Source organism: Exiguobacterium sp. s130 (assembly GCF_018619055.1).
Taxonomy (GTDB): Bacteria; Bacillota; Bacilli; order Exiguobacteriales; family Exiguobacteriaceae; genus Exiguobacterium_A.
Map to the genome: position 1 here is coordinate 498,532 of NZ_JACSNI010000002.1, position 24,441 is coordinate 522,972.

At 47.5% G+C, this 24,441-nt stretch carries 23 protein-coding genes; all 23 read right to left on the reverse strand.

The window, feature by feature from the left end:
* Positions 1-8 precede the first annotated feature (8 nt).
* Positions 9-311: a YlxQ family RNA-binding protein gene (locus HZS85_RS06505; protein ID WP_023468681.1), complete on the reverse strand. Its 303-nt coding sequence runs from the start codon at positions 309-311 to the stop codon at positions 9-11.
* Positions 304-573, reverse strand: coding sequence for an RNase P modulator RnpM (rnpM, locus tag HZS85_RS06510; protein WP_023468682.1), 270 nt, complete (start codon positions 571-573; stop codon positions 304-306). Before rnpM ends, HZS85_RS06505 begins: the two co-directional genes overlap by 8 nt.
* A gap of 3 nt (positions 574-576) precedes the next feature.
* Positions 577-1,686: a transcription termination factor NusA gene (gene nusA, locus HZS85_RS06515; protein WP_023468683.1), complete on the reverse strand. Its 1,110-nt coding sequence runs from the start codon at positions 1,684-1,686 to the stop codon at positions 577-579.
* A 17-nt stretch (positions 1,687-1,703) separates the two neighbouring features.
* Positions 1,704-2,171 carry a ribosome maturation factor RimP gene (rimP, locus tag HZS85_RS06520; protein WP_023468684.1) on the reverse strand — a complete coding sequence of 156 codons (468 nt, stop codon included), beginning with the start codon at positions 2,169-2,171 and terminating at the stop codon, positions 1,704-1,706.
* Between the two features lie 129 nt (positions 2,172-2,300).
* Positions 2,301-6,572: a PolC-type DNA polymerase III gene (locus HZS85_RS06525; protein ID WP_214854740.1), complete on the reverse strand. Its 4,272-nt coding sequence runs from the start codon at positions 6,570-6,572 to the stop codon at positions 2,301-2,303.
* Positions 6,573-6,719: 147 nt separating this feature from the next.
* Entirely contained in the window at positions 6,720-8,420 is a 1,701-nt protein-coding gene (locus tag HZS85_RS06530; protein WP_035407061.1) for a proline--tRNA ligase, read from the reverse strand.
* Positions 8,421-8,454: 34 nt separating this feature from the next.
* A complete protein-coding gene (gene rseP / locus HZS85_RS06535) occupies positions 8,455-9,696 on the reverse strand; it encodes an RIP metalloprotease RseP (RefSeq protein WP_056062204.1) in 1,242 nt (413 codons plus the stop codon).
* A 14-nt stretch (positions 9,697-9,710) separates the two neighbouring features.
* Complete coding sequence (locus tag HZS85_RS06540) at positions 9,711-10,865, reverse strand: 1-deoxy-D-xylulose-5-phosphate reductoisomerase (protein ID WP_214854486.1); 1,155 nt, start codon at positions 10,863-10,865, stop codon at positions 9,711-9,713.
* Positions 10,866-10,879: 14 nt separating this feature from the next.
* Positions 10,880-11,680: a phosphatidate cytidylyltransferase gene (locus tag HZS85_RS06545; protein WP_214854489.1), complete on the reverse strand. Its 801-nt coding sequence runs from the start codon at positions 11,678-11,680 to the stop codon at positions 10,880-10,882.
* A gap of 19 nt (positions 11,681-11,699) precedes the next feature.
* Positions 11,700-12,440, reverse strand: a complete 741-nt coding sequence (locus HZS85_RS06550) for an undecaprenyl pyrophosphate synthase (protein ID WP_035407050.1) — start codon at positions 12,438-12,440, stop codon at positions 11,700-11,702.
* A gap of 79 nt (positions 12,441-12,519) precedes the next feature.
* The gene (frr, locus tag HZS85_RS06555; protein ID WP_023468691.1) at positions 12,520-13,077 is read right to left on the reverse strand and encodes a ribosome recycling factor; all 558 of its coding nucleotides are present in this window, start codon (positions 13,075-13,077) and stop codon (positions 12,520-12,522) included.
* Between the two features lies 1 nt (position 13,078).
* Complete coding sequence (gene pyrH / locus HZS85_RS06560) at positions 13,079-13,798, reverse strand: UMP kinase (protein ID WP_029342047.1); 720 nt, start codon at positions 13,796-13,798, stop codon at positions 13,079-13,081.
* Positions 13,799-13,909: 111 nt separating this feature from the next.
* Positions 13,910-14,791, reverse strand: coding sequence for a translation elongation factor Ts (tsf, locus tag HZS85_RS06565; RefSeq protein ID WP_056062207.1), 882 nt, complete (start codon positions 14,789-14,791; stop codon positions 13,910-13,912).
* 82 nt (positions 14,792-14,873) lie between these two features.
* Entirely contained in the window at positions 14,874-15,608 is a 735-nt protein-coding gene (rpsB, locus tag HZS85_RS06570) for a 30S ribosomal protein S2 (protein WP_012370721.1), read from the reverse strand.
* Between the two features lie 129 nt (positions 15,609-15,737).
* A complete protein-coding gene (locus HZS85_RS06575) occupies positions 15,738-16,166 on the reverse strand; it encodes a hypothetical protein (protein WP_214854492.1) in 429 nt (142 codons plus the stop codon).
* Between the two features lie 11 nt (positions 16,167-16,177).
* Entirely contained in the window at positions 16,178-16,951 is a 774-nt protein-coding gene (locus HZS85_RS06580) for a FliA/WhiG family RNA polymerase sigma factor (protein WP_035407044.1), read from the reverse strand.
* Between the two features lie 13 nt (positions 16,952-16,964).
* Positions 16,965-17,447, reverse strand: coding sequence for a chemotaxis protein CheD (locus HZS85_RS06585; protein WP_035407042.1), 483 nt, complete (start codon positions 17,445-17,447; stop codon positions 16,965-16,967).
* Entirely contained in the window at positions 17,440-18,048 is a 609-nt protein-coding gene (locus tag HZS85_RS06590) for a chemotaxis protein CheC (RefSeq protein WP_035407039.1), read from the reverse strand. Before HZS85_RS06590 ends, HZS85_RS06585 begins: the two co-directional genes overlap by 8 nt.
* Positions 18,041-18,469, reverse strand: coding sequence for a chemotaxis protein CheW (locus HZS85_RS06595; RefSeq protein WP_214854495.1), 429 nt, complete (start codon positions 18,467-18,469; stop codon positions 18,041-18,043). Before HZS85_RS06595 ends, HZS85_RS06590 begins: the two co-directional genes overlap by 8 nt.
* An 11-nt stretch (positions 18,470-18,480) precedes the next feature.
* Positions 18,481-20,484: a chemotaxis protein CheA gene (locus HZS85_RS06600; RefSeq protein WP_214854498.1), complete on the reverse strand. Its 2,004-nt coding sequence runs from the start codon at positions 20,482-20,484 to the stop codon at positions 18,481-18,483.
* A 21-nt stretch (positions 20,485-20,505) separates the two neighbouring features.
* Complete coding sequence (locus HZS85_RS06605) at positions 20,506-21,360, reverse strand: MinD/ParA family protein (protein ID WP_214854501.1); 855 nt, start codon at positions 21,358-21,360, stop codon at positions 20,506-20,508.
* A complete protein-coding gene (locus HZS85_RS06610; protein ID WP_035407027.1) occupies positions 21,357-22,400 on the reverse strand; it encodes a flagellar biosynthesis protein FlhF in 1,044 nt (347 codons plus the stop codon). The genes HZS85_RS06605 and HZS85_RS06610 overlap by 4 nt, the downstream gene beginning before the upstream one ends.
* Before the next feature lie 3 nt (positions 22,401-22,403).
* Positions 22,404-24,428: a flagellar biosynthesis protein FlhA gene (gene flhA / locus HZS85_RS06615; RefSeq protein ID WP_214854504.1), complete on the reverse strand. Its 2,025-nt coding sequence runs from the start codon at positions 24,426-24,428 to the stop codon at positions 22,404-22,406.
* Positions 24,429-24,441: the final 13 nt, after the last annotated feature.

Here is a 24,441-nt window from a genome sequence, read left to right on the forward strand (position 1 = left end):
ACCTCCAATTAGTCGTTCGAGAGGAGTTCAGTTAGCTTTTTCGCAAATCCGGCTTCATTGACTGACACGACAACACGCGCATCCTTTCCTAATGCTTGACCGAGAATCGTACGGTCGGCGACTTCTAGGTAAGGAACCTGATAACTCGTACATTTATCTGTGACTTTCTTACGCGTGGCAGCCCCCGCATCTGCTGCTAAAAGAACAAGCTTCGCTTGCCCTCCTCGTACTTCTTTCAGTACGAGTTCTTCTCCCGTCGTCACTTTTCTAGCTCGATTCGCGAGACCGAGAAGGGATTCCCATTTACTCATTTGTACCTCCCGCGATTTCAAGCAATTCATCGTATAAGGCATCTGTCGTCTTGACCTTTAAATGATGATCAAGCGTCCGTTTTTTCTTCGCCGTCGCAATGACTGCCGCATCTTTCGATAAATAGGCACCTCGCCCATTCATCTTACCATTTAAATCGATGACGACCTCTTGTTCAGGTGTCCGGACGACACGAATTAATTCTTTTTTCGGTTTCATTTCTTGTGTGATGACACACTTACGTAATGGTACCTTTTTTTGCACGAATTATTCCTCGCCTTCGACTTGGACCGCTTCTACTGCCGGCTCTTCCGTCGCGAAGACATCTTCGAGATCCATCGCTTCCGCTTCAGACTCGCTCTTGATGTCGATTTTCCATCCTGTCAATTTCGCTGCGAGACGCGCGTTTTGACCACGTTTCCCGATTGCAAGCGACAGTTGGAAATCTGGAACGACGACGATTGTCGCTTTCGCTGGTTCGTTGACATAGACCGCAACGACTTGAGCTGGGCTGAGTGCGTTCGCGACATATTCTTTCGGATCATCCGAGTAACGGACGATATCGATTTTTTCCCCGTTCAAATCATTGACGATGCGTTGAACACGCGCCCCTTTTTGTCCGACACATGCACCGACTGGATCGATGTCGTCCGCTGCGACTGCGATTTTCGAACGGTCGCCCGCTTCACGCGCCACAGACTTGACTTCGACTTCGCCACTTGAAATCTCTGGTACTTCGATTTCGAAGAGACGTTTTAAGAGACCTGGATGTGTCCGTGATACGAGAATCGATGCCCCTGATCCTTTGACCATCGGATCAACCTTCGTGACGTACACCTTGATGCGATCACGAATCCCGAAACGCTCGTTCGGCATTTGCTCGTGTGTCGTCAAGACAGCTTCGATACCTTCTAGGTTGACGTACAAGTTGCGTGCATCTTGACGCTCGACGATACCTGTCATGATCTCGTCTTCACGATCCGCGAAGTGATTGTAGATGCGTTCGCGTTCTGCTTCACGCATTTTTTGTGTGACGATTTGTTTTGCTGTTTGTGCCGCAACACGACCGAAGTCGCCTGGCGTCACTTCGACTTTATGGAAATCGCCGAGTTCATATGTCGGATCGATCTCGTGCGCCTCTTCAAGCGAAAGTTGCTCTTCTGGTTGTGTCAATCGTTCGACGACTTCCTTAAGCGCGAAGACACGGATGTCTCCTGTCTGCTGGTCGAATTCGACCTTTACAGCCTCCGACTCTTTTCCGAAGTTGCGTCGGTACGCTGAAATTAATGCCTGTTCGAGCGCATCGATGATGATGTTCTTGTCAATTTCCTTCTCTTTCGCGATTTGATTGATCGCCTCGAGTAACTGTGGTCCCATCGTTCTCTTCCTTTCCGTCAGAACATTACCGCAAGTCGCGCAAGTGAAATCTTGTCGACCGGTATCTCAATTTTCAATTTTCTTGTTTTGACACGCACTTCGATTTCAAGCATCTCAGGTGTGTACGCGAGCAACGTTCCTTCGAACTCAACCGCATTCTTTACTGGATCGTGCGTTTTGATGTACACATGTTTCCCAATCGCCTTTTCGAAGTCCTCGTCTTTCTTCAGTGGACGTTCCGCTCCTGGACTAGCGACGTCGAGGTAATACGGCTCGTCGATCGGATCATTGTCATTCAATGCTTCCGATAACTGTTCATTGATTTTGACGCAGTCTTCAAGATCCACGCCACCCTCTTTGTCGATGGAGACACGTAGGAACCAATCCGCCCCTTCTTTGACGAATTCAACGTCGACTAGCTCCATCCCCTCTCGTTCGACGATTGGTTTTGCGAGCGCTTCGACCTTTTCCGTTACGTTCGTCATCTTCATCCTCCTTCAAAAAACAAACAAGAAAGGAGCAGGTCCCCCTACTCCTTCCAAGTCGTAGTATAAAAAACATTTCCTCACTCAATATAGCATAGGAAAGCGCTCAAAGCAAGTGTTCCTAAGGGCTTACAAGTCGAACAAGGAGAGCTGATTCTCGTCTGGTAACCCTTCGAGACAGCCTAGGTTATCGAGCGTCTCGATGATGGATTTCGATAACTTGGCGCGTTTTTGGAGATCTTCCTTTGAGAGGAATTCGCCGCCTTTACGTGCTTCGACGATTTGCTTCGCAGCATTCGTCCCGAGACCTGTCACGGCGTTAAACGGTGGTAACAGCGTATCCCCGTCAATGAGGAATTCCGTTGCACTCGAGCGATAGAGATCGACCTTTTGGAACGTAAAGCCGCGTTCAATCATCTCAAGTGCGATTTCAAGAACCGTGTACAATCCCTTATCCTTCGCCGTCGCCTCGAATCCTTTGTCCTTGATGTCTTGCAAGACTTTCCGAACGGCAGCAGAGCCCTTATTCATCGCACCGATGTCAAAATCACCCGCACGTACCGTAAAGTACGAAGCGTAGTAATACATCGGATGATGGACTTTATAATAAGCAATCCGGACAGCCATCAAGACGTAGGCGGCAGCATGGGCTTTCGGGAACATATACTTGATTTTCTTGCAGGAATCGATATACCAGAGCGGCACATCGTTCTCAATCATCGCCTCTTCCATGTCAATCGAGAGTCCTTTCCCTTTACGGACCGACTCCATGATTTTAAAGGCGAGTGACGGTTCAAGACCAGCGTAGATCAAGTAGACCATGATATCATCTCGACAACCGATGACGTCTTTTAGTTCACACGTTCCGTTGTAAATTAATTCGCTGGCGTTTCCGAGCCAGACATCCGTTCCGTGCGAGAGTCCTGAAATCTGGACAAGTTCCGAGAACGTCGTCGGTTTCGTCTCTTCTAACATTTGGCGGACAAACTTCGTCCCGAACTCCGGAATACCGAGCGTTCCCGTTTTTGAATCAATCTGTTCCGGCGTCACACCGATCGATTCCGTCGAACTGAAGATTTTCATAACTTCCGGGTCATCGACCGGAATCGTCTTCGGATCACGTCCTGATAGATCCTGTAGCATCCGAATCATCGTCGGATCATCGTGACCGAGGATATCGAGTTTGAGCAAGTTATCGTGAATCGAGTGGAAGTCAAAGTGTGTCGTCTTCCATTCAGAACCCATATCGTCTGCGGGATACTGTATCGGACTGATATCGTAAATGTCCATATAGTCCGGTACGACGATGATCCCTCCCGGGTGTTGCCCAGTCGTCCGTTTAACACCGGTGACACCACTGACAAGACGATCGACTTCCGCATTCCGATATGTCAACTCATTCTCCGACTGATACCCTTTGACATAGCCATACGCCGTCTTCTCGGCGATTGTTCCGATCGTTCCGGCACGGTAGACGTAATCGTCACCGAACAAGACTTTCGTATAGGCGTGTGCTTGCGGCTGGTATTCCCCACTGAAGTTCAAATCGATATCCGGTACCTTATCCCCTTTAAATCCAAGGAACGTCTCGAACGGAATATCATGACCGTCTTTGAACAACGGGACATCACATTTCGAACAGGACTTATCCGGTAAATCGAATCCTGAACCGACCGAACCGTCATCGAAGAACTCCGATTCCTTACAATTCGGACAGACATAATGCGGTGGCAATGGATTGACTTCCGTGATCTCGGTCATCGTCGCAACGAGACTTGATCCGACCGATCCCCGTGAACCGACCAAATAGCCGTCGTCGAGTGATTTTTTTACGAGTTTATGGGAAATCAAATAGATGACAGCGAATCCGTGACCGATAATCGACTTCAACTCTTTTTCGAGTCGGGCTTCGACGATCTCTGGTAACGTGTCGCCATAAATCCGGTGCGCCATATCGTACGACAGATTCCGAACTTCTTCGTCTGCCCCTTCGATCTTCGGTGTATAAAGATCTTTTGGAATGATATCGATGTTCTCGAACTGTTCCGCGACGGCTTGACTGTTCGTGATGACGAGACGTTCCGACACATCTGGTCCGAGGAACTTAAAGTCGTCCATCATTTCCTTCGTCGTCCGGAAATGCGCCGGTGGCAATTGTTTTCGCATGTTCAGCATGTTCGCTCCACCTTGCGTCCGGATCAAAATTTCTCGATACGTGGCGTCATGTTGATCGAGGTAATGTACGTTACCAGTCGCGACTGGTAAGATGTCATGTTCTTCCGCGACACGGATGATCTTTTTAATCAGTTCGCGCAGTTCAAGTTCATTCTGAACGATTTCCCGTTCGATCAAATGACCATACATCGCTGGTGGTTGAATCTCGATGAAATCATAGAACTGCATCACTTTTGCTAAATCTTCGTCCGACTTATTCAAGGCGGCATCAAATACCTCGCCGTTATCACAAGCTGACCCGATGATCAACCCATCCCGATGTGCAATGAGTTGTGAGCGTGGTGTGCGGACGACACGGTGCACGTGTTTTGTGTGAGCAATCGAAATCAATTGGTACAGATTCTTCAAGCCCGTCCGGTTCTTCGCATAGACCGTCGCGTGGTATGGTCGTGCCCGCGAGATATCTTTTCCCATCTCTCGATTGAGTGAGGCATGTGTCTTCATGTTGAACATCTCATCTGCCATTTGAAGCAACTTGACCATCAAATATCCTGTCGCTTCCGCATCATAAATGGCGCGGTGATGCTGCGTCAATTCGATGTCAAATCGTTTCGCGAGTGTGTTCAACCGGTGGTTTTTAAGTGTCGGCATCAGGACACGGGCTAACTCAAGCGTATCAATGACCGGTAAGACTGATTCATCGTGACCACCAGACCGGAGTGTCGCATTCAAGAATCCAATATCAAACGAGGCATTGTGGGCAACGAGAATCGAGTCGCCGACCCAGTCCATGAATTCCTTGACGACTTGTTCCGGGTCTGGTTTTCCCCGGACCATATCATCGGTAATCCCTGTCAAGTCAATCGTCGTCGCCGACAATAGATGCTTCGGATCCGCGAATGCTTCGAATTTATCGATGATATCACCATCGTGGATTTTAACAGCTGCAAGTTCGATGATCTTGTTGTACATCGCCGATAAACCAGTTGTCTCGACATCAAAGACGACGAATGTCGCGTCATCCAAATTGCGCTCCACCGGATGGTAGGCGACTTGCACCCCGTCATTGACGACGTTTGCTTCAATTCCGTACAGTACCTTGATATCGTTTTTCTTTCCGGCATAGTAGGCATCCGGAAAACTTTGTGCACCGGCGTGATCCGTGATCGCGACAGCAGGGTGACCCCATTTTGCGGCACGCTCGACGTATTTTGTCACGTTCATGACGGCGTCCATCTGGCTCATTTGCGAGTGCGCATGTAACTCGACACGTTTCTCGCCTGCCCAAGGGTCAGCAGGGGCTTCCATCTTCACTTCTGACAGTTGGGCAATCATCATACAGAGATCGCGCAGGAACGTATCGAACTCGACACGACCTGCTGCTTGAATCCACATGCCTTTTTTGATGGCTGAGAGGATTTTGACGTCTGTTTCGTCACGCGCAAACATTTTGACGACGAGCGAGTCCGTATAATCTGTCATCTTGAACGTAAAAATTGTCTTCCCACTTCGTAGTTCACGACTCTCAGCTGAGAAAACAAGACCACGGATCGCAATCCGTCGTTCCTCATCTTGAATCGTCTTGATCGGAACGATCTCATCTTGAATTGGTTTCCCGATCCGGATTTCGACAGGGCCATCATCGTCATCTCGCGATTGTTCCCGTTTGAATTGCAACTCGAGCATCCGTTTTGCTTCTTCCATGTCTTCCTGTTTCACCTGATTTCGCAACGCTTCTTGTTTCGATTCGTTGATCTGAACAATCGGTTCACAGTTGAATTTTGGGAATCCGTAAGCACTATAGAGTAATTGTAATTCCCCACATAAGCTACTCTTTAAGAAACCTGCTTCCGGTTCACTTCGGACCGGAATGAATAGTTTCTGTTCTTTAAACTCCGGTAAGACACGCCCGAGTTGTGTCCGCATTGCCGATGAGACATCTGCGAGATCCTGCACGACATATGGCCAGTAATCATGATACATCCGTTCATCTGGACGGCTATCTGCGTGTAATATGATTTTGACTTCGGCAAATTGCTGATACCGACTTGTCAAACGACTCGTAAAGAGTTGATAGACGTTTTGGGGTAAAACATGTGGCAAGCGAATTTCAAATGTCCAGGTTGCCTTTGCTTTATTGACGCGAAGCTTCTCGAGAACTGCTTCGTGAAAGTATTCTTCAATGATACCGTTCGGTAATTCCAAGTCACTGAGCAACAGTGACATGCGTTGTTGTGTATCCACTCGCAATTGTGCTGTCTGATCGCTTCACACCGTGACAGCAACTCCTCCTCCTCTTGCGGATTGCCCAAGGGGCGAATGGGTGTGAGACAAGAAAACAGTCACTTTATGAAAAGTGACCGTCTCCATTCTTTATTCTAAACCTTCATAGAGTGAACGAACAGCCTCAACGACTTGTTCCTGTCCAACTTCTTCTGCATCGCCACCACGACGGGCTTTTAATTCGACGATTCCTTCTGTCGCTTTTTTCCCGACGTTCAAGCGAACCGGTAGACCGATCAAATCAGCATCGGCGAACTTGACACCTGCTCGTTCTTTCCGGTCGTCAAGCAAGACGCTGAATCCTGCAGCCGTCAACTCACGGTATAGTGTCTCTCCGAGTTCGAGTTGTTCTGCATTTTTACCGTTGACGACGATTAAATGAACATCGTATGGCGCGATTGCTTTTGGCCAAATGATTCCACGCTCATCATAATGTTGTTCGACGACTGCCGACAATGTCCGCGAGACACCAATGCCGTAACAACCCATGATGAGAGGTTGTGCTTTACCGCCCTCGTCGAGGAACGTCGCTCCCATTCCTTCTGAGTAACGTGTTCCGAGTTTGAAGACTTGACCGACTTCAATCCCGCGAGCGAACTTGACTTGACCGTTACCGTCTGGTGACGCGTCACCTTCTTCTGCGAAGCGCAAGTCTGTATATTCTGCTTCGAAATCACGGCTTGGGTCGACATGGATATAATGCGTTTCCGCTTTATTTGCACCACAGACAGCGTTCGTCAAGGCACGAATCGCGTAGTCCGCGACGACCTTCATATCTGCCCCGATTGGTCCAAGTGTTCCAGGCGTTGAGTGAAGCGCTGCTTCAATCTCTTCGTCGCTCGCCATCGTGATGTCGAGTGCACCGAGATAGTTTTTCAACTTGATATCGTTGACTTCGTGATCGCCCCGGACGAGTGCCATGACAAGCCCTTGCTCCGTCTTGAAGATGACGGTCTTGATTGATTCGTTTGCTGGTAAATTCAAATGTGCGCTGACCGCTTCGATCGTCTTCGCATCTGCCGTATGCACTTCTTCAAGTGCTTCTGGTGCTTTGTCTTGCTTCGGATAGGCGTCGATCGACTCTGCCATCTCTAAGTTTGCCGCATAGTCCGACTGATCCGAATAGACGATCGTATCTTCACCGATTGCTGCTAACGCATGGAACTCATGTGTTCCACTACCACCTATCGCACCTGAGTCAGCGACGACTGGACGGAACTCAAGACCGACACGTGTGAAAATCCGCGAATACGTATCAAACATGTTTTGATACTCTTCGTCTAAGCTCTCTTGTGAAGAATGGAACGAATAAGCGTCCTTCATGATGAACTCACGACCACGTAATAAACCGAAACGTGGACGACGTTCGTCACGGTACTTCATTTGAATTTGGAAGAGATTGACCGGTAACTTTTTGTACGAGTTCAATTCATCACGAACGATCGAAGTGATCAGTTCCTCGTGTGTCGCTCCGAGCGCGAACCGGCGATCGTGACGATCCGTCAAGCGCATTAATTCAGGTCCATAGATATCCCAGCGTCCTGTTTCTTCCCATAGTTCAGCTGGTTGAATCGCTGGCATCAGTAATTCTTGCGCACCCGCCGCTTCTAATTCCTCGCGGATGATCGTCTCGATGTTTGCGAGTACTCGTTTTGCGAGGGGTAGATACGAATAGATCCCAGCGGCATTTTGACGCATGAATCCTGCACGAAGCAAGAGTTGGTGACTGATGGCTTCTGCATCAGATGGTACTTCACGCAACGTTGGCATGAATAGTTTTGATTGTTTCATAATGAGTCACGAACTCCTTTGACTGAGTGATTAATTAAAAGAATTTTTGAATGTCGTTCCAAGTGACGACGAGCATGAGTAGCATCAAAAGCGCGAAACCGACGAAGTGAACCAATCCTTCTTTTTGAGGATCAACTGGTTTACCGCGTAAGGCTTCAAGGAAGAGGAACAACAATCGTCCTCCGTCAAGTGCTGGAAGTGGCAATAAGTTGAAGACTGCTAAGTTGACGGACAACAATGCTGTCCATGTCAATAGCATCGAGAACCCACTATCTGCGACCTGATCGGTCATTTTGACGATCCCAACTGGTCCTGATAACTGATCGACGCCGACGACACCCGTCACGAGATCTCCAACAGCTCCGACAATGAGCGTCGACATCCGCCATGTTTCTGAAACTCCGGTTTGGAGTGCTGTCCCGAATGATTTTTCTGTCTCATTCGTGACGCCGATGATGCCGACCTTCTGTTCTCCTTGCTGTTGTACTTTTGGCGTGATTTGTGTTGTCGTTTCTTTCCCATCACGTTCGTATTTCACTTCTGTCGCTTTACCGGCACGATCTTGGAATCCAGCACGTAAATCAGTCCATTTGGCTGTATCCTGACCGTTGACCGAGACAATCCGGTCACCTTCAACAAGTCCAGCTTGATCGGCCGGAGAACCCTTTTGAACTGTTCCGATGACGCTGTCCCCCGTTGGAGAGCCATTATATAAGGCAAGACCGAACAGGATAACGAACGCGAGGACAAAGTTCATGAACGGTCCTGCAGCGATCGCAAGGACGCGCTTCCATACGGATTTCGAACCGAATGTACGATCGTACGGTGCAATTTGTGTCCGTGTCTGACCTTCAACGAGAAATGCTGTCGGTGAAACGGGGTAGCGAACCGATGTCTCGTCTTGCAATCCAACGAGTTCGAGTTGACGCAATAAGTCAATCCGTTCGACAGTAACGACTTGGTCGACTTGTGGCTGATCCGCATCGAAATAAATCGTCTCGATGACGCCGTCCTTTAACTGTAATCCGACGGTTTGACCTGATTTGATTTCAACGAGTTCCGGTTCTTCACCCGCCATCTTGACGTAACCGCCGATTGGCAACAGACGTACCGTATACAACGTCTCATTCTTAAACACTGAAAAGATTTTCGGTCCAAATCCAATCGCGAATTCCCGACAGAGAATACCTGCCCGTTTCGCCATCACGAGATGACCCCATTCATGGACGGCGACGAGTACACCGAACATCAGCACGATTGAAATAAAGGTCGTCATTACTTATCCCATCCTTAGTTAGCGAATGTAAGAGACGATACGAACTCACGCGCCCATCGATCAGCCTCAAGGATTTGATCCAAGGAAGGCTCCTCGATAAGTTCATGAGCTTGAAGCGCCGCCTCAACGCTCGCTTCGATTTCTAAAAAGCGAATGTCTCCTTTTAAAAAGCGATCCACCGCTTGTTCGTTCGCAGCATTGAGTACTGATGGCATCGATCCGCCGGCTTGACCTGCTTCAAAAGCAAGTCGCAACAACGGATAACGCTCAAATGAAGCATCAGCAAAGTGTAGGCGTCCGATTTCCTTTAAGTTTAACCGTTCTCCCCCTTGAATTTCAAGGCGGGACGGATATGTAAGAGCGTACTGAATCGGTTCTCGCATGTCAGGCATACCAAGTTGTGCCATGACCGCACCATCGTTGAATTCGACCATCGAGTGGATGATGGATTCACGGTGAATGACGACATCGATATTTGCATAATCGACATCAAATAACCAATGTGCTTCAATGACTTCGAACCCTTTGTTCATCATTGTCGCAGAATCAATCGTGATTTTTGCTCCCATCGACCAGTTTGGATGCGCTAGTGCTTGTTCGACCGTAACATTCGCTAACTCATCCCGCGTTTGGTCGCGGAAGCTACCACCTGAAGCCGTCAAGATGATTTGACGCACATCTTCACGACGTTCCCCGTTTAAGCATTGGAAAATCGCCGCATGTTCACTGTCAACTGGTAAGATCGTCACGTTTTTCTCACGTGCCAACTTCATGACAAGATGACCTGCCGTGACGAGTGTCTCCTTATTCGCAAGACCAATCGTCTTACCCGCCTCGATTGCAGCAAGCGTTGGACGTAAGCCAACAGCTCCTACGACCGCTGTAATGACCGTATCGACTTCGGGATGCGTCACGACATCAAGCAATTTTTCTTCACCGACAACGATCGTTGGCTGATAAGTCAAGTGTTGCTCGAGTTCTTGACGTGTCGTCTCATCTTGGACGCCGACAAGCATCGGTCGCAGACGGTTCAACCACGGTATGGCGACCGTCGTGTTTCGACCAAATGCAAAACTCGTCAATTCAAAAAGGTCTGTATTAGCCGCAATGACATCGAGCGTCTGCGTACCAATCGATCCTGTACCACCGATGATACTGATTTTCTTCATAATGAAGTGCCTCCTCAAGCAAAGATATCAAGTACGACGAGGACCGTAAAGACGATCATCATGCTGTCGAACCGATCTAGAATACCACCATGACCTGGTAGTAACGTTCCAGAATCTTTCACACCATAATGGCGTTTGTAAGCAGACTGGACCAAGTCACCAAGTTGCCCAACGACGGCAACGATGATGGCAAGGACAATGACTTTCCCAAAACCGACTGTCGGTTCGATACCTTCAAATACGACACCGAGTAAGGTGGCAAGCAGTATGCCACCGACTGCCCCTTCGATCGTTTTATTGGGACTGATCGACGGCCACAGTTTATTCTTACCGAATCGTTTCCCGACGAAGTAAGCGCCTGAATCCGTGAACCAGATCAAGAGGATAATCAACAGTGACCACGTTAATCCGTGTTCGAGTAAGCGGATATAGGCGAATGATGCAAAACCGACACCGACATACACGGCCGTCAGCAGTAAAAACGCAACATCATCGAACGTAAAGACATTTTTTGAAAATACGTTCCAGAAGAGACCGATCAATAAAATGATCATTGCCCAAGCGATTGGCGAAAGTCCGATCGGAAGCGTCTGATCGACTGCTTCTTCATAAATACCAACGAAAGGCAATAACGTCCCAATACCAAACAGAATCCGAGGAACGCGTGAGCCGCTCCATTGTCGCATCCGAACGAGCTCGGTATATCCGAGAAGCGTTAAGATTGCCATAAATGCTAAAAAGGGAAGTCCGCCGAGATACAGAAGTGCCAAAAAGATAGCACCAGCCCATATCCCTGTGATGATTCGAGTTTTCATAAGCTAGTTCCTCATTTAATCAGACGCCACCGAATCGGCGTGTCCGTTGATTGTAATCTTCAATTGCTGCTAAGAAAGCATTTCGGCGAAATTCTGGCCACAAGACGTCTGTGAAATAAAACTCCGCATATGCCGCTTGCCAAAGTAAAAAGTTCGATAACCGTTGTTCCCCACTCGTTCGAATGACGAAATCGACGTCGGTTACGGATCCTGTCATCAACTCGCGTTCAATCGTCTCCGTTGTAATCGCATCCGGTGACAGTGTTCCTGCCTGAACCTGTTCGCCCAGTTTTTGCATGACTTGAACGAGTTCATCGCGTCCTCCATAATTCAGAGCGAAAATCAGACGAAGTCCTGTATTATGTTGCGTATCCAGTTTCGCTTGTTCCACTGCCTCACGTGTAAAATGAGGGAGGCGTGATACTTCTCCTGCTACCTCGACTTTAACATTTTGCGCGTCTAACTCTTTTAAATCCGACTCTAAGAATTGCGCCGGCAGCTTCATGAGAAAACTCACTTCTTCTTCCGGACGCGTCCAATTCTCCGTCGAGAAAGCATATAATGTCAGACTCTTAATGCCGAGTTCATTTGCAACCCGAACGACTTCACGAATCGATTTCATACCTTCGCGATGTCCCATGATACGCGGAAGTCCGCGTTTTTGTGCCCATCTACCGTTTCCGTCCATGATGATAGCGACATGCTCTGGTACCCGATCATAGGTTTCGGTTTCTTTCGTCTGATTCAACCATTGAAACATCCGCACTTCCTCCTCTCTCAATTATGAAGAAAGGGACTCTTCGTGTGACAAAGAGTCCCCCCCATGACGATCCGTCGCGTCATACTTCCATGATTTCTTGTTCTTTTTCCGTTGCCGTCTGATCAAGTTGTTTAACGAACTTGTCTGTCAACGTCTGAACATCTTCTGTGTATCCACGCAGATCATCTTCTGTCAATGCACCATCTTTTTCTTGTTTCTTTAACTGCTCGTTCGTATCACGACGAATATTACGGAGGGCAACTTTACCTTCTTCCGTATACTTCTTGACGAGTTTGACGAGTTCCTTCCGGCGCTCTTCCGTTAATGGTGGAATCGCAAGACGGATGACCGTACCATCAGACGACGGCGCAAGACCAAGATCAGCACGTTGAATCGCTTTTTCGATTTCGCTGACCATTGATTTATCCCAAGGAGTGATCAAGATCAGACGTGCTTCTGGTGTGTTGACGTTCGCTACTTGATTGAGCGGTGTCGGTGAACCGTAGTATTCGACTTGAACGGGATCCAAAATCGCAACGTTTGCACGACCTGCGCGGAGCGTCGCAAGTTCTTTCTTAAGTGAAAGATGTGCTTTCTCCATCCGTTCTTCGGCTTGTTTTAAGATTTCTTTTGACATATTATTTCCCCCTTACGATTGTCCCGATTTCGTCACCGATGACGACACGTTTGATGTTACCTTCTTCCATCAACGAGAAGACGATGAGCGGGATGTCATTGTCCATACAAAGTGAAGTTGCTGTAGAATCCATAACTTGAAGTCCATCTTTTAAGACGTCCAAGTAAGAGAGCGTCTCGAATTTCTTCGCTTCTGGATCAACATTCGGGTCAGCTGAGTACACACCATCGACGTTGTTTTTCGCCATTAAGATGACCTCTGCTTCGATTTCAGCTGCACGAAGAGCAGCTGTCGTATCTGTCGAGAAGTACGGGTTCCCTGTACCTGCTGCAAAGATGACGACGCGTCCTTTTTCAAGGTGACGCATCGCACGGCGGCGGATGTACGGTTCTGCTACTTGGCGCATCTCGATAGATGTTTGGACGCGTGTCTCGACACCTACATCTTCCAAGCTGTCTTGAAGCGCAAGCGAGTTCATGACTGTCGCTAACATCCCCATATAATCGGCGTTGGCCCGGTCCATCCCAAGTTCTGCACCTGTTTTGCCACGCCAAATGTTTCCAGCTCCGACGACGACCGCTACTTCAACGTTCAGTTCAACTAATTCGCGAATCTGTTCCGAGATAGATTTGACGATGACAGGATTGATTCCAAACCCTTGATCTCCTGCGAGCGCTTCTCCGCTCAATTTTAACACAATCCGGTTATATTTCGGTTGCATGACTATGTCCCCCTTGCTAAATTCCGTAAAAAAGGAACACGAACCACTTCCACACGAAAGTGGATTGAAGCATACGTGTTCCTTCTCTTGTCATCAGGATGATCCCGATTCTTATTTTTTAAGTTGGTTCATAACTTCTTCAGCGAAGTTCTCTTCGCGTTTTTCCATACCTTCTCCAACTTCGAAGCGTACGAATGACACGACTTTACCGCCTTTAGATTCTACATATTTACCAACTTTGAAGTCTGGATCTTTGACGAACGTTTGATCGACAAGGCAGATTTCCTCGAAGAACTTGTTCATACGACCAACGATCATTTTTTCAACGATGTTAGCTGGTTTTCCTTCGTTCAATGCTTGCTCAGTGAGGACTTTTTCTTCACGTGCTTTTTCTTCTTCTGTGACAGAAGTACGGTCAACGTAAAGTGGACGTGCTGCTGCAATGTGCATTGCAACGTCTTTTGCAACTGTTTCGTCTGTCGTACCTTCGATGACGACGACTGAACCGATGCGTCCCCCCATGTGGAGGTAAGAACCGAAGACTGCATCATCTGCTTTTGTGAAGAGCGCTACGCGACGGAGTGAGATTTTCTCTCCGATTGTTGAAGCTTCTTCTGAGATGTATGTGTCGATTGTTTTACCTGCTTCATATTCAGAAGCAAGAGCCGCTTCAGCTGTTTCTGAACCGTTACGGAGAACAGCGTTTGCGATGTTTTGAACGAGCGTTTGGAAACGTTCGTTTTTCGCAACGAAGTCTGTTTCTGAGTTGATTTCGACGAGTGCCGCTTTGTTGCCATCAACTGCAACTGCAGTCAACCCTTCAGCTGCAATACGATCGCCTTTTGCTGCTGCTTTAGCGATCCCTTTTTCACGCAAGAAATCTACTGCTGCGTTCATGTCACCGTCAGTTTCAACGAGTGCTTTTTTGCAGTCGAGCATACCTGCACCTGTTTTTTCACGAAGTTCTTTAACCATTGCTGCTGTAATAGCCATTCGATATTCCTCCTTATAACATCCTTAGTTTCAAAAAAAAGGTGATAAAAGGTCGATTCCCTTTATCACCTGGCATCACGAATTACTCAGCGTCTGCTACTACTTCTTCAGTAGTTTCAGGTGCTACGTTATCTTCGCCTTGTTTAACTTCGAGGATTGCGTCAGCCATTTTACCAGTGAGCAATTTGACTGCACGGATCGCATCGTCGTTCGCTGGGATGACGTAGTCGATTTCGTCTGGATCACAGTTAGTATCAACAATCGCAACGATTGGGATGTTGAGTTTGTGTGCTTCTGCAATCGCGATACGCTCTTTGCGTGGGTCAACGATGAAGAGTGCATCCGGAACACCTGGCATATCTTTGATACCGCCGAGGAATTTCTCAAGACGAGTCATTTCTTTTTTAAGAATGATGACTTCTTTTTTAGGAAGAACTTCGAATGTACCGTTCTCTTCCATTTTTTCGAGTTGTTTCAAACGGTTGATACGTTTTTTGATTGTAGAGAAGTTCGTGAGAGTTCCACCTAACCAACGTTCGTTGATGAAGTATTGACCTGCACGGATCGCTTCTTCTTTCACAGTGTCTTGAGCTTGTTTTTTCGTACCAACGAAAAGAACGTTTCCGCCTTCAGACGCTACTTCACGGATGAAGTTATATGCTTCGTCTACTTTTTTGACCGTTTTTTGAAGGTCGATGATGTAGATTCCGTTCCGTTCTGTGAAGATGTATTTTGCCATTTTTGGGTTCCAACGGCGTGTTTGGTGACCGAAGTGTACACCAGCTTCTAACAATTGTTTCATCGAGATTACTGCCATGATGAATTCCTCCTTTTGGGTTTTGGATGTCCTCCGCGATGATCGTCTGTCCAGCTAACCTATTAAAGGCACCGCAGCTGGCGATACATGCGTGCGTAATTAACACCGTAGACTAATATAGCATAAAGATTACCGAGGGGCAACCTTCGTTTGATGAGAAAGTTTAGCAATCAAAGCCACCTCGCCGGTCCCCCGATTCAAAGATCGTGCAAGCGTCTCAAGATCTGCTCCTTCTCGTAGTGCCTGCTTGACATCCGTTAACGATGGTTCCTTTGAAACGGACCGTTCGACTTCGACGGTTTCTGGCTTCTCATTTGTAGCAACTTGCACTATTTGTAAAGACGCATCCGGTACTTGATCAACGGGTTCGGTTGTCTCATATATAGATGTATCCGTCATGGCGTTGACGTGCTCCATGAAATGTAATAACACTTGTTCCGTCTCGTTTTTTTCGCGTTCTAAATGTGTGATCCGGTCTTTGAGCGCCGCCTGCTGACGAAATAAAACTAGCAGGGCATAACAGACGAGTGCAGCTAATAAGATATAAACGACAGTCATAATTCTCCCTTTCACATGGCGACACGATCTGCTAAATAGGCACTTCCGAGCGCATTTTTCAACTTACGAAGCGCTTTGGAATGGATTTGCGAAATACGGGAAGTCGAGAGTCCGAGAACTTCACCAATTTCAGTAAGCGTCAATTCCTCATAGTAGAACAAAGAAACGACAAGTTGTTCTTTTTCTGATAACCCTTCGACTTCCTCTGCCAGTTTAGCAATCAACTCACGCATTAACAACATATCTTCTGGTGTAGCGGTATCCGGATCAAGATAGGAGACGGTCATCGCTTTTCCCTCATCTTGTAACGTGACTGCTTCATCGATCGATAATACATTCGCGAAATAACTTTCTGCTAACGCACCCTTGACCTCGTCTGGTGTCATATTGACGATAGAAGAGACTTCTTCTATCGTCGGCGTCCGTTGCAAGGATTGTTCTAGGATCTCGACAGCTGCCTCGACCCGCTTTGCTTTTTCGCGTAAGGAACGTGGTAACCAATCGATTTTACGAAGCCCATCTAAAATAGCTCCTCGAATCCGAAAGGCGGCATACGTGTCGAATTTATTATTATGATTTTGATCGAATTTTTGAAGCGCATCGTACAATCCCATCATCCCTAAACTTTTCAACTCGTCTCGATCGACACTTTTAGGCAATGTCGCACTTAAACGCTGAACGTGGTATTGAACAAGTGGTTCATAATTGTGAAGTAACAGGTCTGCCACCGCAATATCGCGTGTGGTCAGCCATCGATCCCAAAGTTGTTGTAATTCCTCACGCATGACCATTCCTCCTCTAGATTTCCAGCGTCCCGACATTCACCGTCCGGATGACGAGACGCCCTGATTGTGAGTGGAACTCGATCGTTCGTCCATTCGTGCCGCCAACATCTTCAGCAACGAGTGGAATTTTGACTTGTTGAAGCATTGCTTTGACCGCAGCGATGTTTCGCTCACCGATCCGCATTGATTCATGTTCATATTTAAATTGAAACATCTGAGCCCCACCAGCAATCTTCGCACGTAATCGGATGGCACCACTTGCTCGAAGTTGGCGGGCTACTTCTAGAATTGCCGTATCGGCAAACTTCCCGACTTCAAGCTCCCGATTCCGACTGATAGCTGAATCAGGTAACATGACATGCGCCATACTCGATAACCCTTGTTCCAGGTCGTAGATGACAACGCCTACACACGATCCAAGACCTGCCGTTCGTAAAATGACGGGGTGCTTACTGATGGCGTACTCCGCAATGCCAATCCGTACGATTTCATCCATTCATGTCCACACCCAATCGTTCAAAGACCGTCTGAAAGGCGTTAGCTTCAGGCAACAAAAGTAAATGTCCGGTCAAATCGTTTCCTGCACTAGACAAGTGCGTGTCAATATAGACAGCCATATTTCCAGGAGTCGTTGATTCAAGTAAGGCTACTTCAAGTAACGCACCTACCATATCAAACGCCGATGCAGGAACACTGACATGTAACGATAAGTTAAGCCAATCGGAGATAGCCCGAGCATACGCTCCTATCAAAATATTCCCAATTTCTTCCCATGCGGAAACCCCCATTTCGTGGGATTCAGAAAAAAAGTGGAATTCCGTCTGCATCAATTGACTCACAAGTTTTTCTGCATCGCGTAGTGGCATCAAAAAGAGTAACGTGGCTTGAATGTCTCCAGAAAAACGTAATAATGCACCAGCAGTATACGTCTCAGCTCCTCCACTTCGCTCGACGATCGTCGTGAAATCCTCCAGCTCAGCAGAAGGGACTTCGATCTCAATCGGCTGTCCGAGTAAAGTAGAAAGTGCCGTTGCCGCGTGACCGGCTCCAATGTTGCCGACTTCTCTTAAGATGTCACGTTCGTTTGGGTTAAGCATGAACGATGTCCTCAAATAAGCGATTCGGTTCAATCAACGAGAACAATTGCTGATCGCCTTTGGCGACTGCAGTCAAATATGAGGCATCCTCCTGCTTTTGTTCACTGAGCGGTTCAATGCGAACATCCGTTGATTCGACGACTTCGTTTGCCCGGTCGACGATGAATCCAGCATCTCCATGCTCTAAAGTGGCGATGATGATGCGTGTCTCTTCTGTCTCTTCCACTAACTCGAATCCAAGACGAGCACGCAAATCAATCACGGGCGTAACGACACCGCGTAAATTGATGACTCCTTTGACATAAGATGCAGCGTTCGGAATCCGCGTGATCGGGATGAGCCGTTCGATTGAACGAACAGACTGTACATCAATACCGTATGCATTATCTTCTAATTGAAAAACAACCCATTTTTGTTCCATCTTCGTTCCCCTCACTTCCGTAATAGTGCATTGCTGTCAATGATCAACGCGACTTGCCCGTCTCCAAGAATCGTCGCACCAGAAATGGCACGGATTCCTTCAAGATAACTGCCAAGTGGTTTCATGACGATCTCTTGTTGACCAATCAATTCAGATACAATCAAACCAGCTAATTTTTCACCACTCCGGACGACGACGACCGAATAGGCTTCTGCCTCATGTTGCGGCAACCCATAAACCTCATTTAACGAAATAAGCGGAACCAACTGCCCACGGAAATCAAATACTTTTTCCCGGTGTGCTTGTAGAATGGCTGATTTACGTAAAGAGGTTGTTTCGATGATGGCAGTCAATGGAATCGCATACGTCTCTTGTCCGAGTTCTACGAGCATGGCTGAGATGATCGATAGCGTCAGTGGTAAACTGATTCGGAAAATCGTTCCTTCTCCTCGACGTGTCTCGACGAACACTTCTCCGCCCAGTGACTCGATCTTCGATTTGACGACATCGAGACCAACACCACGACCAGACAAGTCGGTGACTTCTTCTGCCGTCGAGAAACCAGGTGCAAATAACAGCATCGAAGCCTCTTCCATCGTTAATTGCATTGCCTCTTCTTCCGTGATCAATCCTTTTTCAATCGCGATTCGTGTGACACGTTCGTGATTGATACCGGCTCCATCATCTTCAATCTCGATGAAGACCCGGTTTCCTGAGTGATAAGCACGTAGCGAAAGATTTCCTTCGACCGGCTTATTTGCTAAAATACGTTCTGCCTTGTTCTCAATCCCATGATCAATGGCATTTCGGATCAAGTGGACGAGTGGATCACCGATCTCATCGATAACTGTACGGTCAAGTTCCGTCTCGGCACCCGTAATGTGTAATTTGATATGTTTTCCGACATCTTTCGAAACGGAACGCACCATTCGTGGGAATCGGTTGAACACTTGTTCGATCGGCATCATCCGTAACGTTAGGACGAGCGATTGCAATTCATTCGTACCTCGTTTGATCCGTTCGACCGTATCTGTCAATTCAGGTGAGCTGACTTCTGCTGCAATACGCTCCAAACGTCCGCGATCGATGATGAACTCTTCGAACAGGTTCATCAAACGATCGATTCGCTCGAGGTTAACACGAATCGTTTTCGAAGCGACAGGCGCAGATATGTCTGTCTGGTCGGATGATTCCGGTGAAGCTACTGATGCAGAGACAGATGTCGGCACAGGAACTTCCTGCGGCAGTGTGGACGTCGCCACCTCCGCTTCAGGTGTTGTCTCGAATGTGTCGATCGTTACTGTCGCAACTTCGGATACAGAAGCAATCGCTTCTTGAATCGTCACCTGATCTTGTTGCGTCACGAACAAGACTGAGAACGTCGTCTCAAAATGCTCCTGCTCCAGTTCATCAGATGTCGGGTTCGATAAGATGACATCTCCGAGTTGTTGTAAACGATCAAACACCATATAAACGCGTGCCGCTTTTAAAATGACGTCCGCCGAGAGTTCGACGTGGACGATATACGCTTGATAACCGGATGCAATCGATTGTTTGACGACTGCCTCCGAGTAAACGTCGCATTCAAAGGTTTGTGAAGCAACTATAGATGTAACTGGAACGATTTCTTCTTGCTCGGGACGAATGAACTGCTGTAAACGTCTCACTGTTTCAGTGACGTCAAGCTTTCCTTTCCCACCTCGACTGATATCTTCTACCATCGTCTCTAATTGCTCGGCGGCTACGAAGAGAACATCGATCAGTTCAGCAGTAGCAGGTTGTTTTTTCGATCTGACTAAATCAAGGGCACTCTCCATCTCGTGCGTTAAGTCAGCAATTGCGTCGTATCCCATCGTTCCTGCCATTCCTTTTAACGTATGGGCAGAACGGAAAATTTGATCGATGACCGCCTCGTCGTCTCGCCGCTCCTCAAAAACTAATAAGCTTGTATTGATTGCTTGTAAATGCTCCATCGACTCATCGAGGAACAACCCCACATATTCATTTAAGTCCATGACTGATACCCTCCTTTAATCTTAACGGACATGATCTTTTCTTTTTTTCAGACGATGTAACAATCGATCTAAAAACTTCCGTTCCTTGACTTGTACACCTGTTAACGATGTCGTGATGTGATCGAGCCGCCAACTGACGTCGCTCGTTCGATCCATTAAATAAAATGGCATCTGTGCCTTGACTGCTTTAACGACTGTCGGATCTTCTGGTAAAAAACCGGTAAAGCGAAGAGGTTTTTGCAAGAACTGTTGGCTGACGAGAGCTAGTCGATCAAACGTTTCAAGTGCTTCCCCACCATTCGTCGCCCGATTGACAACAACGGAAATCGGAAGATCCGTCGCATGATGGTGTGCCAGTTTGACAAACGCATATCCGTCCATGATCGAAGTCGGCTCTGGCGTGACAATCAACCATGCTTCGTCTGCACTACTGATGAAATCAAATGTCTGATGATTCGCACCGGCTCCTAAATCGAGTAACACATAGTCATATTCATAGAAAAATTGGAACTCCCGTAGAAGGAACATCACGTCTTCCTTCGTCAGATTCGTCAATTCTGCAAAACCACTTCCGCCATGAATGAAATGAAGAGACGGAGACTGTTCCACGATTGCGTGCTGGAGTGATTCTCGTCGTTTGACGCATTCCATCAAGGATGACTTCGACGATTTACCGAATAGAATCCCGATGTTCGCCATTCCAATATCAAGATCAATCAAAAGCACTCGTTTTTCTTGCAACGATAATGCCACGCCAAGATTCACCGCGATATTCGTTTTACCGACGCCACCTTTTCCACTCACGATGGCAATCGTCTTCGTTTCCTTGACGGTCACTTTAGATCGTAAGACACGTGCTTGATCTTCTCGCATCATCTCATCCCTCTCTCGACAATCATTCGGGATAACTCATCCGCCGTAGCGAACGTGATGTCTTCCGGCACTTCTTGCCCCGTCGTCACACAATAGATCGGCAACTTCGTCTCGGTCGCGAGTCCGAATATCGACCAGAGTTCACTTGTTTCATCTGCTTTCGAAAAGACGATTCCGGATAAGGGAATCTTGCCGAAACGGTCGTGGATTTGTAATAAATCTCGGTATTTCGAGGTCAAACTAAGAACCAAAAATACATCCGTATCCGCAAAATCATGCCGACTTCGTAACTGCTCCACATACGCTTCGTCTAAGAAATTTCGCCCCGCTGTATCGACAAGTACGATGTCACACGATGCTAACGCCTGCTTGGCTCGTTCGAAATCATCCAAGTCATATGCGACATGAATCGGAATGCCTAATATGTCTGCATATGTTTTTAATTGTTCAATCGCTGAGATCCGGTATGTATCGGTCGTGATGAGTCCAACTCGTTGATTTTTAATGAGAGCATGGTGAGCAGCAAGCTTAGCGATGGTCGTTGTCTTTCCGACACCCGTCGGTCCTGTCAACATGACATACCGTGCAGTCGACGGTGTCACGCGTAATGACGCTTTCACTTCTTCCGTCAAGAGATCCGTTAACTCCGTTTGTTGTGTTTGATAATACGCAGTCAATAACCGCTCGTGTAATCGTTCAGATACCTGCTGTAACGCTGGTTCAGCCAGTAACGGCGCATAATGTCGCAATTCTTTTGGTAATGGTCGCTCGCCGACCGTAACAATCGTCGGACGCACTGGTACTGGTTGGATAATTTCCACAACCTCCTGTCGACTCGTTGCTTGCTTCGAGACGACAGGTTCGCTTGAGACATGTTCATCCACCGATGCAACCAATTCCACTTTTTTCTTCGCAAATAAACCAAAGAATCCGCCCACTTTGATGTGGCGAGTATTTAATATAATGGCATCGTTCCCGAGTTCGCGTTTGATCCGTTCCATGGCCTCGCTAACAGAATCCGCCGTGACTTTTTTGACTATCATCTCTTAAATCACCCCAATACTCTTGACTTCGATCGTCGGCATTAATTCGTTATAGGACAAAATCGGAATATCTGGAAAATAGCGTTCTGTCAATTGACGAACGAACATCCGGATACTTGGAGAAGTCAGGATGATCGGATGCGCCCCGTATCGTTCGAATTCCATTGCTCGCTCTTGCAACGTCTCGATGAAACGTGTCGCCTTTTCGGGATCAAGCGCTAAATAATTACCGAACTCAGTCTTTTGGATGGCCGACTGGATATCCAGTTCCATCTCACTTGAGATCGTCACGACGTGCAAGACATCTCCTTGCATGACCTGTTCCGTAATTTGACGCGATAAGGATTGACGAACATATTCCGCGAGCAATTCGCTGTCTTTCGTCACAGCTGCATAATCTGCGAGCGTTTCGAAAATCAATGGTAGATTTCGAATCGAGACTTTTTCTTTTAGTAATTGAACGAATACTTTTTGAAGTTCACCGATCGATAACAGCTGTGGTGTGACTTCTTCGACTAGAATCGGATGCGATTCCTTCAAATGGTCGACCAATTGTTTCGTCTCTTCTCGTCCAAGTAATTCAGCGGCATGTTTCTTCAAGAGCTCCGTCAAATGTGTCGCGACGACAGATGGTGGATCAACGACCGTATACCCTGACATCTCTGCTCGACTACGTGTCTGTTCATCAATCCAGAGTGCTGGCATACCAAAGGCTGGTTCGACCGTTTCGATACCTCGAATTTCTGGATCATCGACACCTGGGCTCATCGCTAAGTAATGATCCAGTAAAAGCTCACCACTTGCCATCTCACTTCCGCGAATCTTGATTCGATACTGGTTCGGGGATAACTGCAGATGATCGCGAATCCGAACGGTCGGTAGAACGAATCCAAGTTCAAGCGCTAGCTGCCGACGAATCATGACGACACGATCGAGTAAATCGCCGCCTTGGGCTTCATCAGCGAGTGGAATCAATCCGTAACCGAATTCGAATTCAATCGTATCGACATTGAGTAAGGAAATGACTGATTCGCTTGATCGTAAGTTTTCACTCGGTGCTTCTTCGACCGCAACTTCTTCTTGCATCGTCTTCGTCGTCTGCTTCATCCGCCAAGCGAAGAAGCCGAACAGGATTGCAATCGGCATCGTGACGTAGTCGGGAATCGCCGTGAACAATCCGAGTAAGAAGATCGCCCCAGCTGCGATTTCGACAAGTAAAGGTGTCCGTGCCAATTGACCGATGACATCCTCACCGAGGTTTCCGTCTGAAGTCGAGCGCGTGACGATGATCCCGGTCGCCACCGAAATTAAAAGGGCTGGGATCTGACTGACAAGTCCGTCTCCGACTGTCAGTAACGTGTACAGTTCGACTGAATCCGCCATCGGTAAACCTTGCTGAACGACACCGATGATCATACCGAAGATTAAGTTGATGATGACGATGATGATTCCGGCGATCGCATCTCCTTTAACGAATTTCGAGGCACCGTCCATCGCACCGTAAAAGTCTGCTTCAGACTGGATTTTTTGGCGGCGGGTCCGAGCTTGTAATTCATCGATCATACCGGAATTCAAATCGGCATCGATTGCCATCTGTTTCCCTGGCATCGCATCAAGCGTAAAACGTGCCGACACTTCTGAGACCCGTTCCGAACCCTTCGTGATGACGAGGAACTGGATTAAGACGAGAATCAAGAAGACGACGAAGCCGACGAGCGGCTTACCGCCGACGACGAAATCACCAAATGCTTCAATGACTTCGCCACCGTTTCCATTTGACAGGATTGCCCGTGTCGTCGAGACGTTAAGCGCAAGACGAAACAAGGTAACGATCAATAACAATGTAGGAAAGACAGAAAACTCTAGTGCCTCTTTGGCATTCATCGCAACGAGCAATACCATCAAGGCAATGAGAATATTGATGATGATCAAAAAGTCGAGCATGATAGCGGGCAGTGGAATGACGAGCATGAAGACGATCATGATGACGCCTAGCAGGACCGTTAAATCTCGTGTTGATATACTCATGATGCTTCATCCT

Excerpts from the sequence above, each read along its gene's own strand:
- HZS85_RS06505 (WP_023468681.1), bottom strand. The coding sequence starts at position 311 with ATGAGTAAATGGGAATCCCTTCTCGGTCTCGCGAATCGAGCTAGAAAA.
- nusA (WP_023468683.1), bottom strand. The coding sequence starts at position 1,686 with ATGGGACCACAGTTACTCGAGGCGATCAATCAAATCGCGAAAGAGAAG.
- rimP (WP_023468684.1), bottom strand. The coding sequence starts at position 2,171 with ATGACGAACGTAACGGAAAAGGTCGAAGCGCTCGCAAAACCAATCGTC.
- HZS85_RS06525 (WP_214854740.1), bottom strand. The coding sequence starts at position 6,572 with ATGTCACTGTTGCTCAGTGACTTGGAATTACCGAACGGTATCATTGAA.
- HZS85_RS06530 (WP_035407061.1), bottom strand. The coding sequence starts at position 8,420 with ATGAAACAATCAAAACTATTCATGCCAACGTTGCGTGAAGTACCATCT.
- rseP (WP_056062204.1), bottom strand. The coding sequence starts at position 9,696 with ATGACGACCTTTATTTCAATCGTGCTGATGTTCGGTGTACTCGTCGCC.
- HZS85_RS06540 (WP_214854486.1), bottom strand. The coding sequence starts at position 10,865 with ATGAAGAAAATCAGTATCATCGGTGGTACAGGATCGATTGGTACGCAG.
- HZS85_RS06545 (WP_214854489.1), bottom strand. The coding sequence starts at position 11,680 with ATGAAAACTCGAATCATCACAGGGATATGGGCTGGTGCTATCTTTTTG.
- HZS85_RS06550 (WP_035407050.1), bottom strand. The coding sequence starts at position 12,440 with ATGTTTCAATGGTTGAATCAGACGAAAGAAACCGAAACCTATGATCGG.
- frr (WP_023468691.1), bottom strand. The coding sequence starts at position 13,077 with ATGTCAAAAGAAATCTTAAAACAAGCCGAAGAACGGATGGAGAAAGCA.
- pyrH (WP_029342047.1), bottom strand. The coding sequence starts at position 13,798 with ATGCAACCGAAATATAACCGGATTGTGTTAAAATTGAGCGGAGAAGCG.
- tsf (WP_056062207.1), bottom strand. The coding sequence starts at position 14,791 with ATGGCTATTACAGCAGCAATGGTTAAAGAACTTCGTGAAAAAACAGGT.
- rpsB (WP_012370721.1), bottom strand. The coding sequence starts at position 15,608 with ATGGCAGTAATCTCGATGAAACAATTGTTAGAAGCTGGTGTACACTTC.
- HZS85_RS06575 (WP_214854492.1), bottom strand. The coding sequence starts at position 16,166 with ATGACTGTCGTTTATATCTTATTAGCTGCACTCGTCTGTTATGCCCTG.
- HZS85_RS06580 (WP_035407044.1), bottom strand. The coding sequence starts at position 16,951 with ATGCGTGAGGAATTACAACAACTTTGGGATCGATGGCTGACCACACGC.
- HZS85_RS06585 (WP_035407042.1), bottom strand. The coding sequence starts at position 17,447 with ATGGATGAAATCGTACGGATTGGCATTGCGGAGTACGCCATCAGTAAG.
- HZS85_RS06590 (WP_035407039.1), bottom strand. The coding sequence starts at position 18,048 with ATGCTTAACCCAAACGAACGTGACATCTTAAGAGAAGTCGGCAACATT.
- HZS85_RS06595 (WP_214854495.1), bottom strand. The coding sequence starts at position 18,469 with ATGGAACAAAAATGGGTTGTTTTTCAATTAGAAGATAATGCATACGGT.
- HZS85_RS06600 (WP_214854498.1), bottom strand. The coding sequence starts at position 20,484 with ATGGACTTAAATGAATATGTGGGGTTGTTCCTCGATGAGTCGATGGAG.
- HZS85_RS06605 (WP_214854501.1), bottom strand. The coding sequence starts at position 21,360 with ATGATGCGAGAAGATCAAGCACGTGTCTTACGATCTAAAGTGACCGTC.
- HZS85_RS06610 (WP_035407027.1), bottom strand. The coding sequence starts at position 22,400 with ATGATAGTCAAAAAAGTCACGGCGGATTCTGTTAGCGAGGCCATGGAA.
- flhA (WP_214854504.1), bottom strand. The coding sequence starts at position 24,428 with ATGAGTATATCAACACGAGATTTAACGGTCCTGCTAGGCGTCATCATG.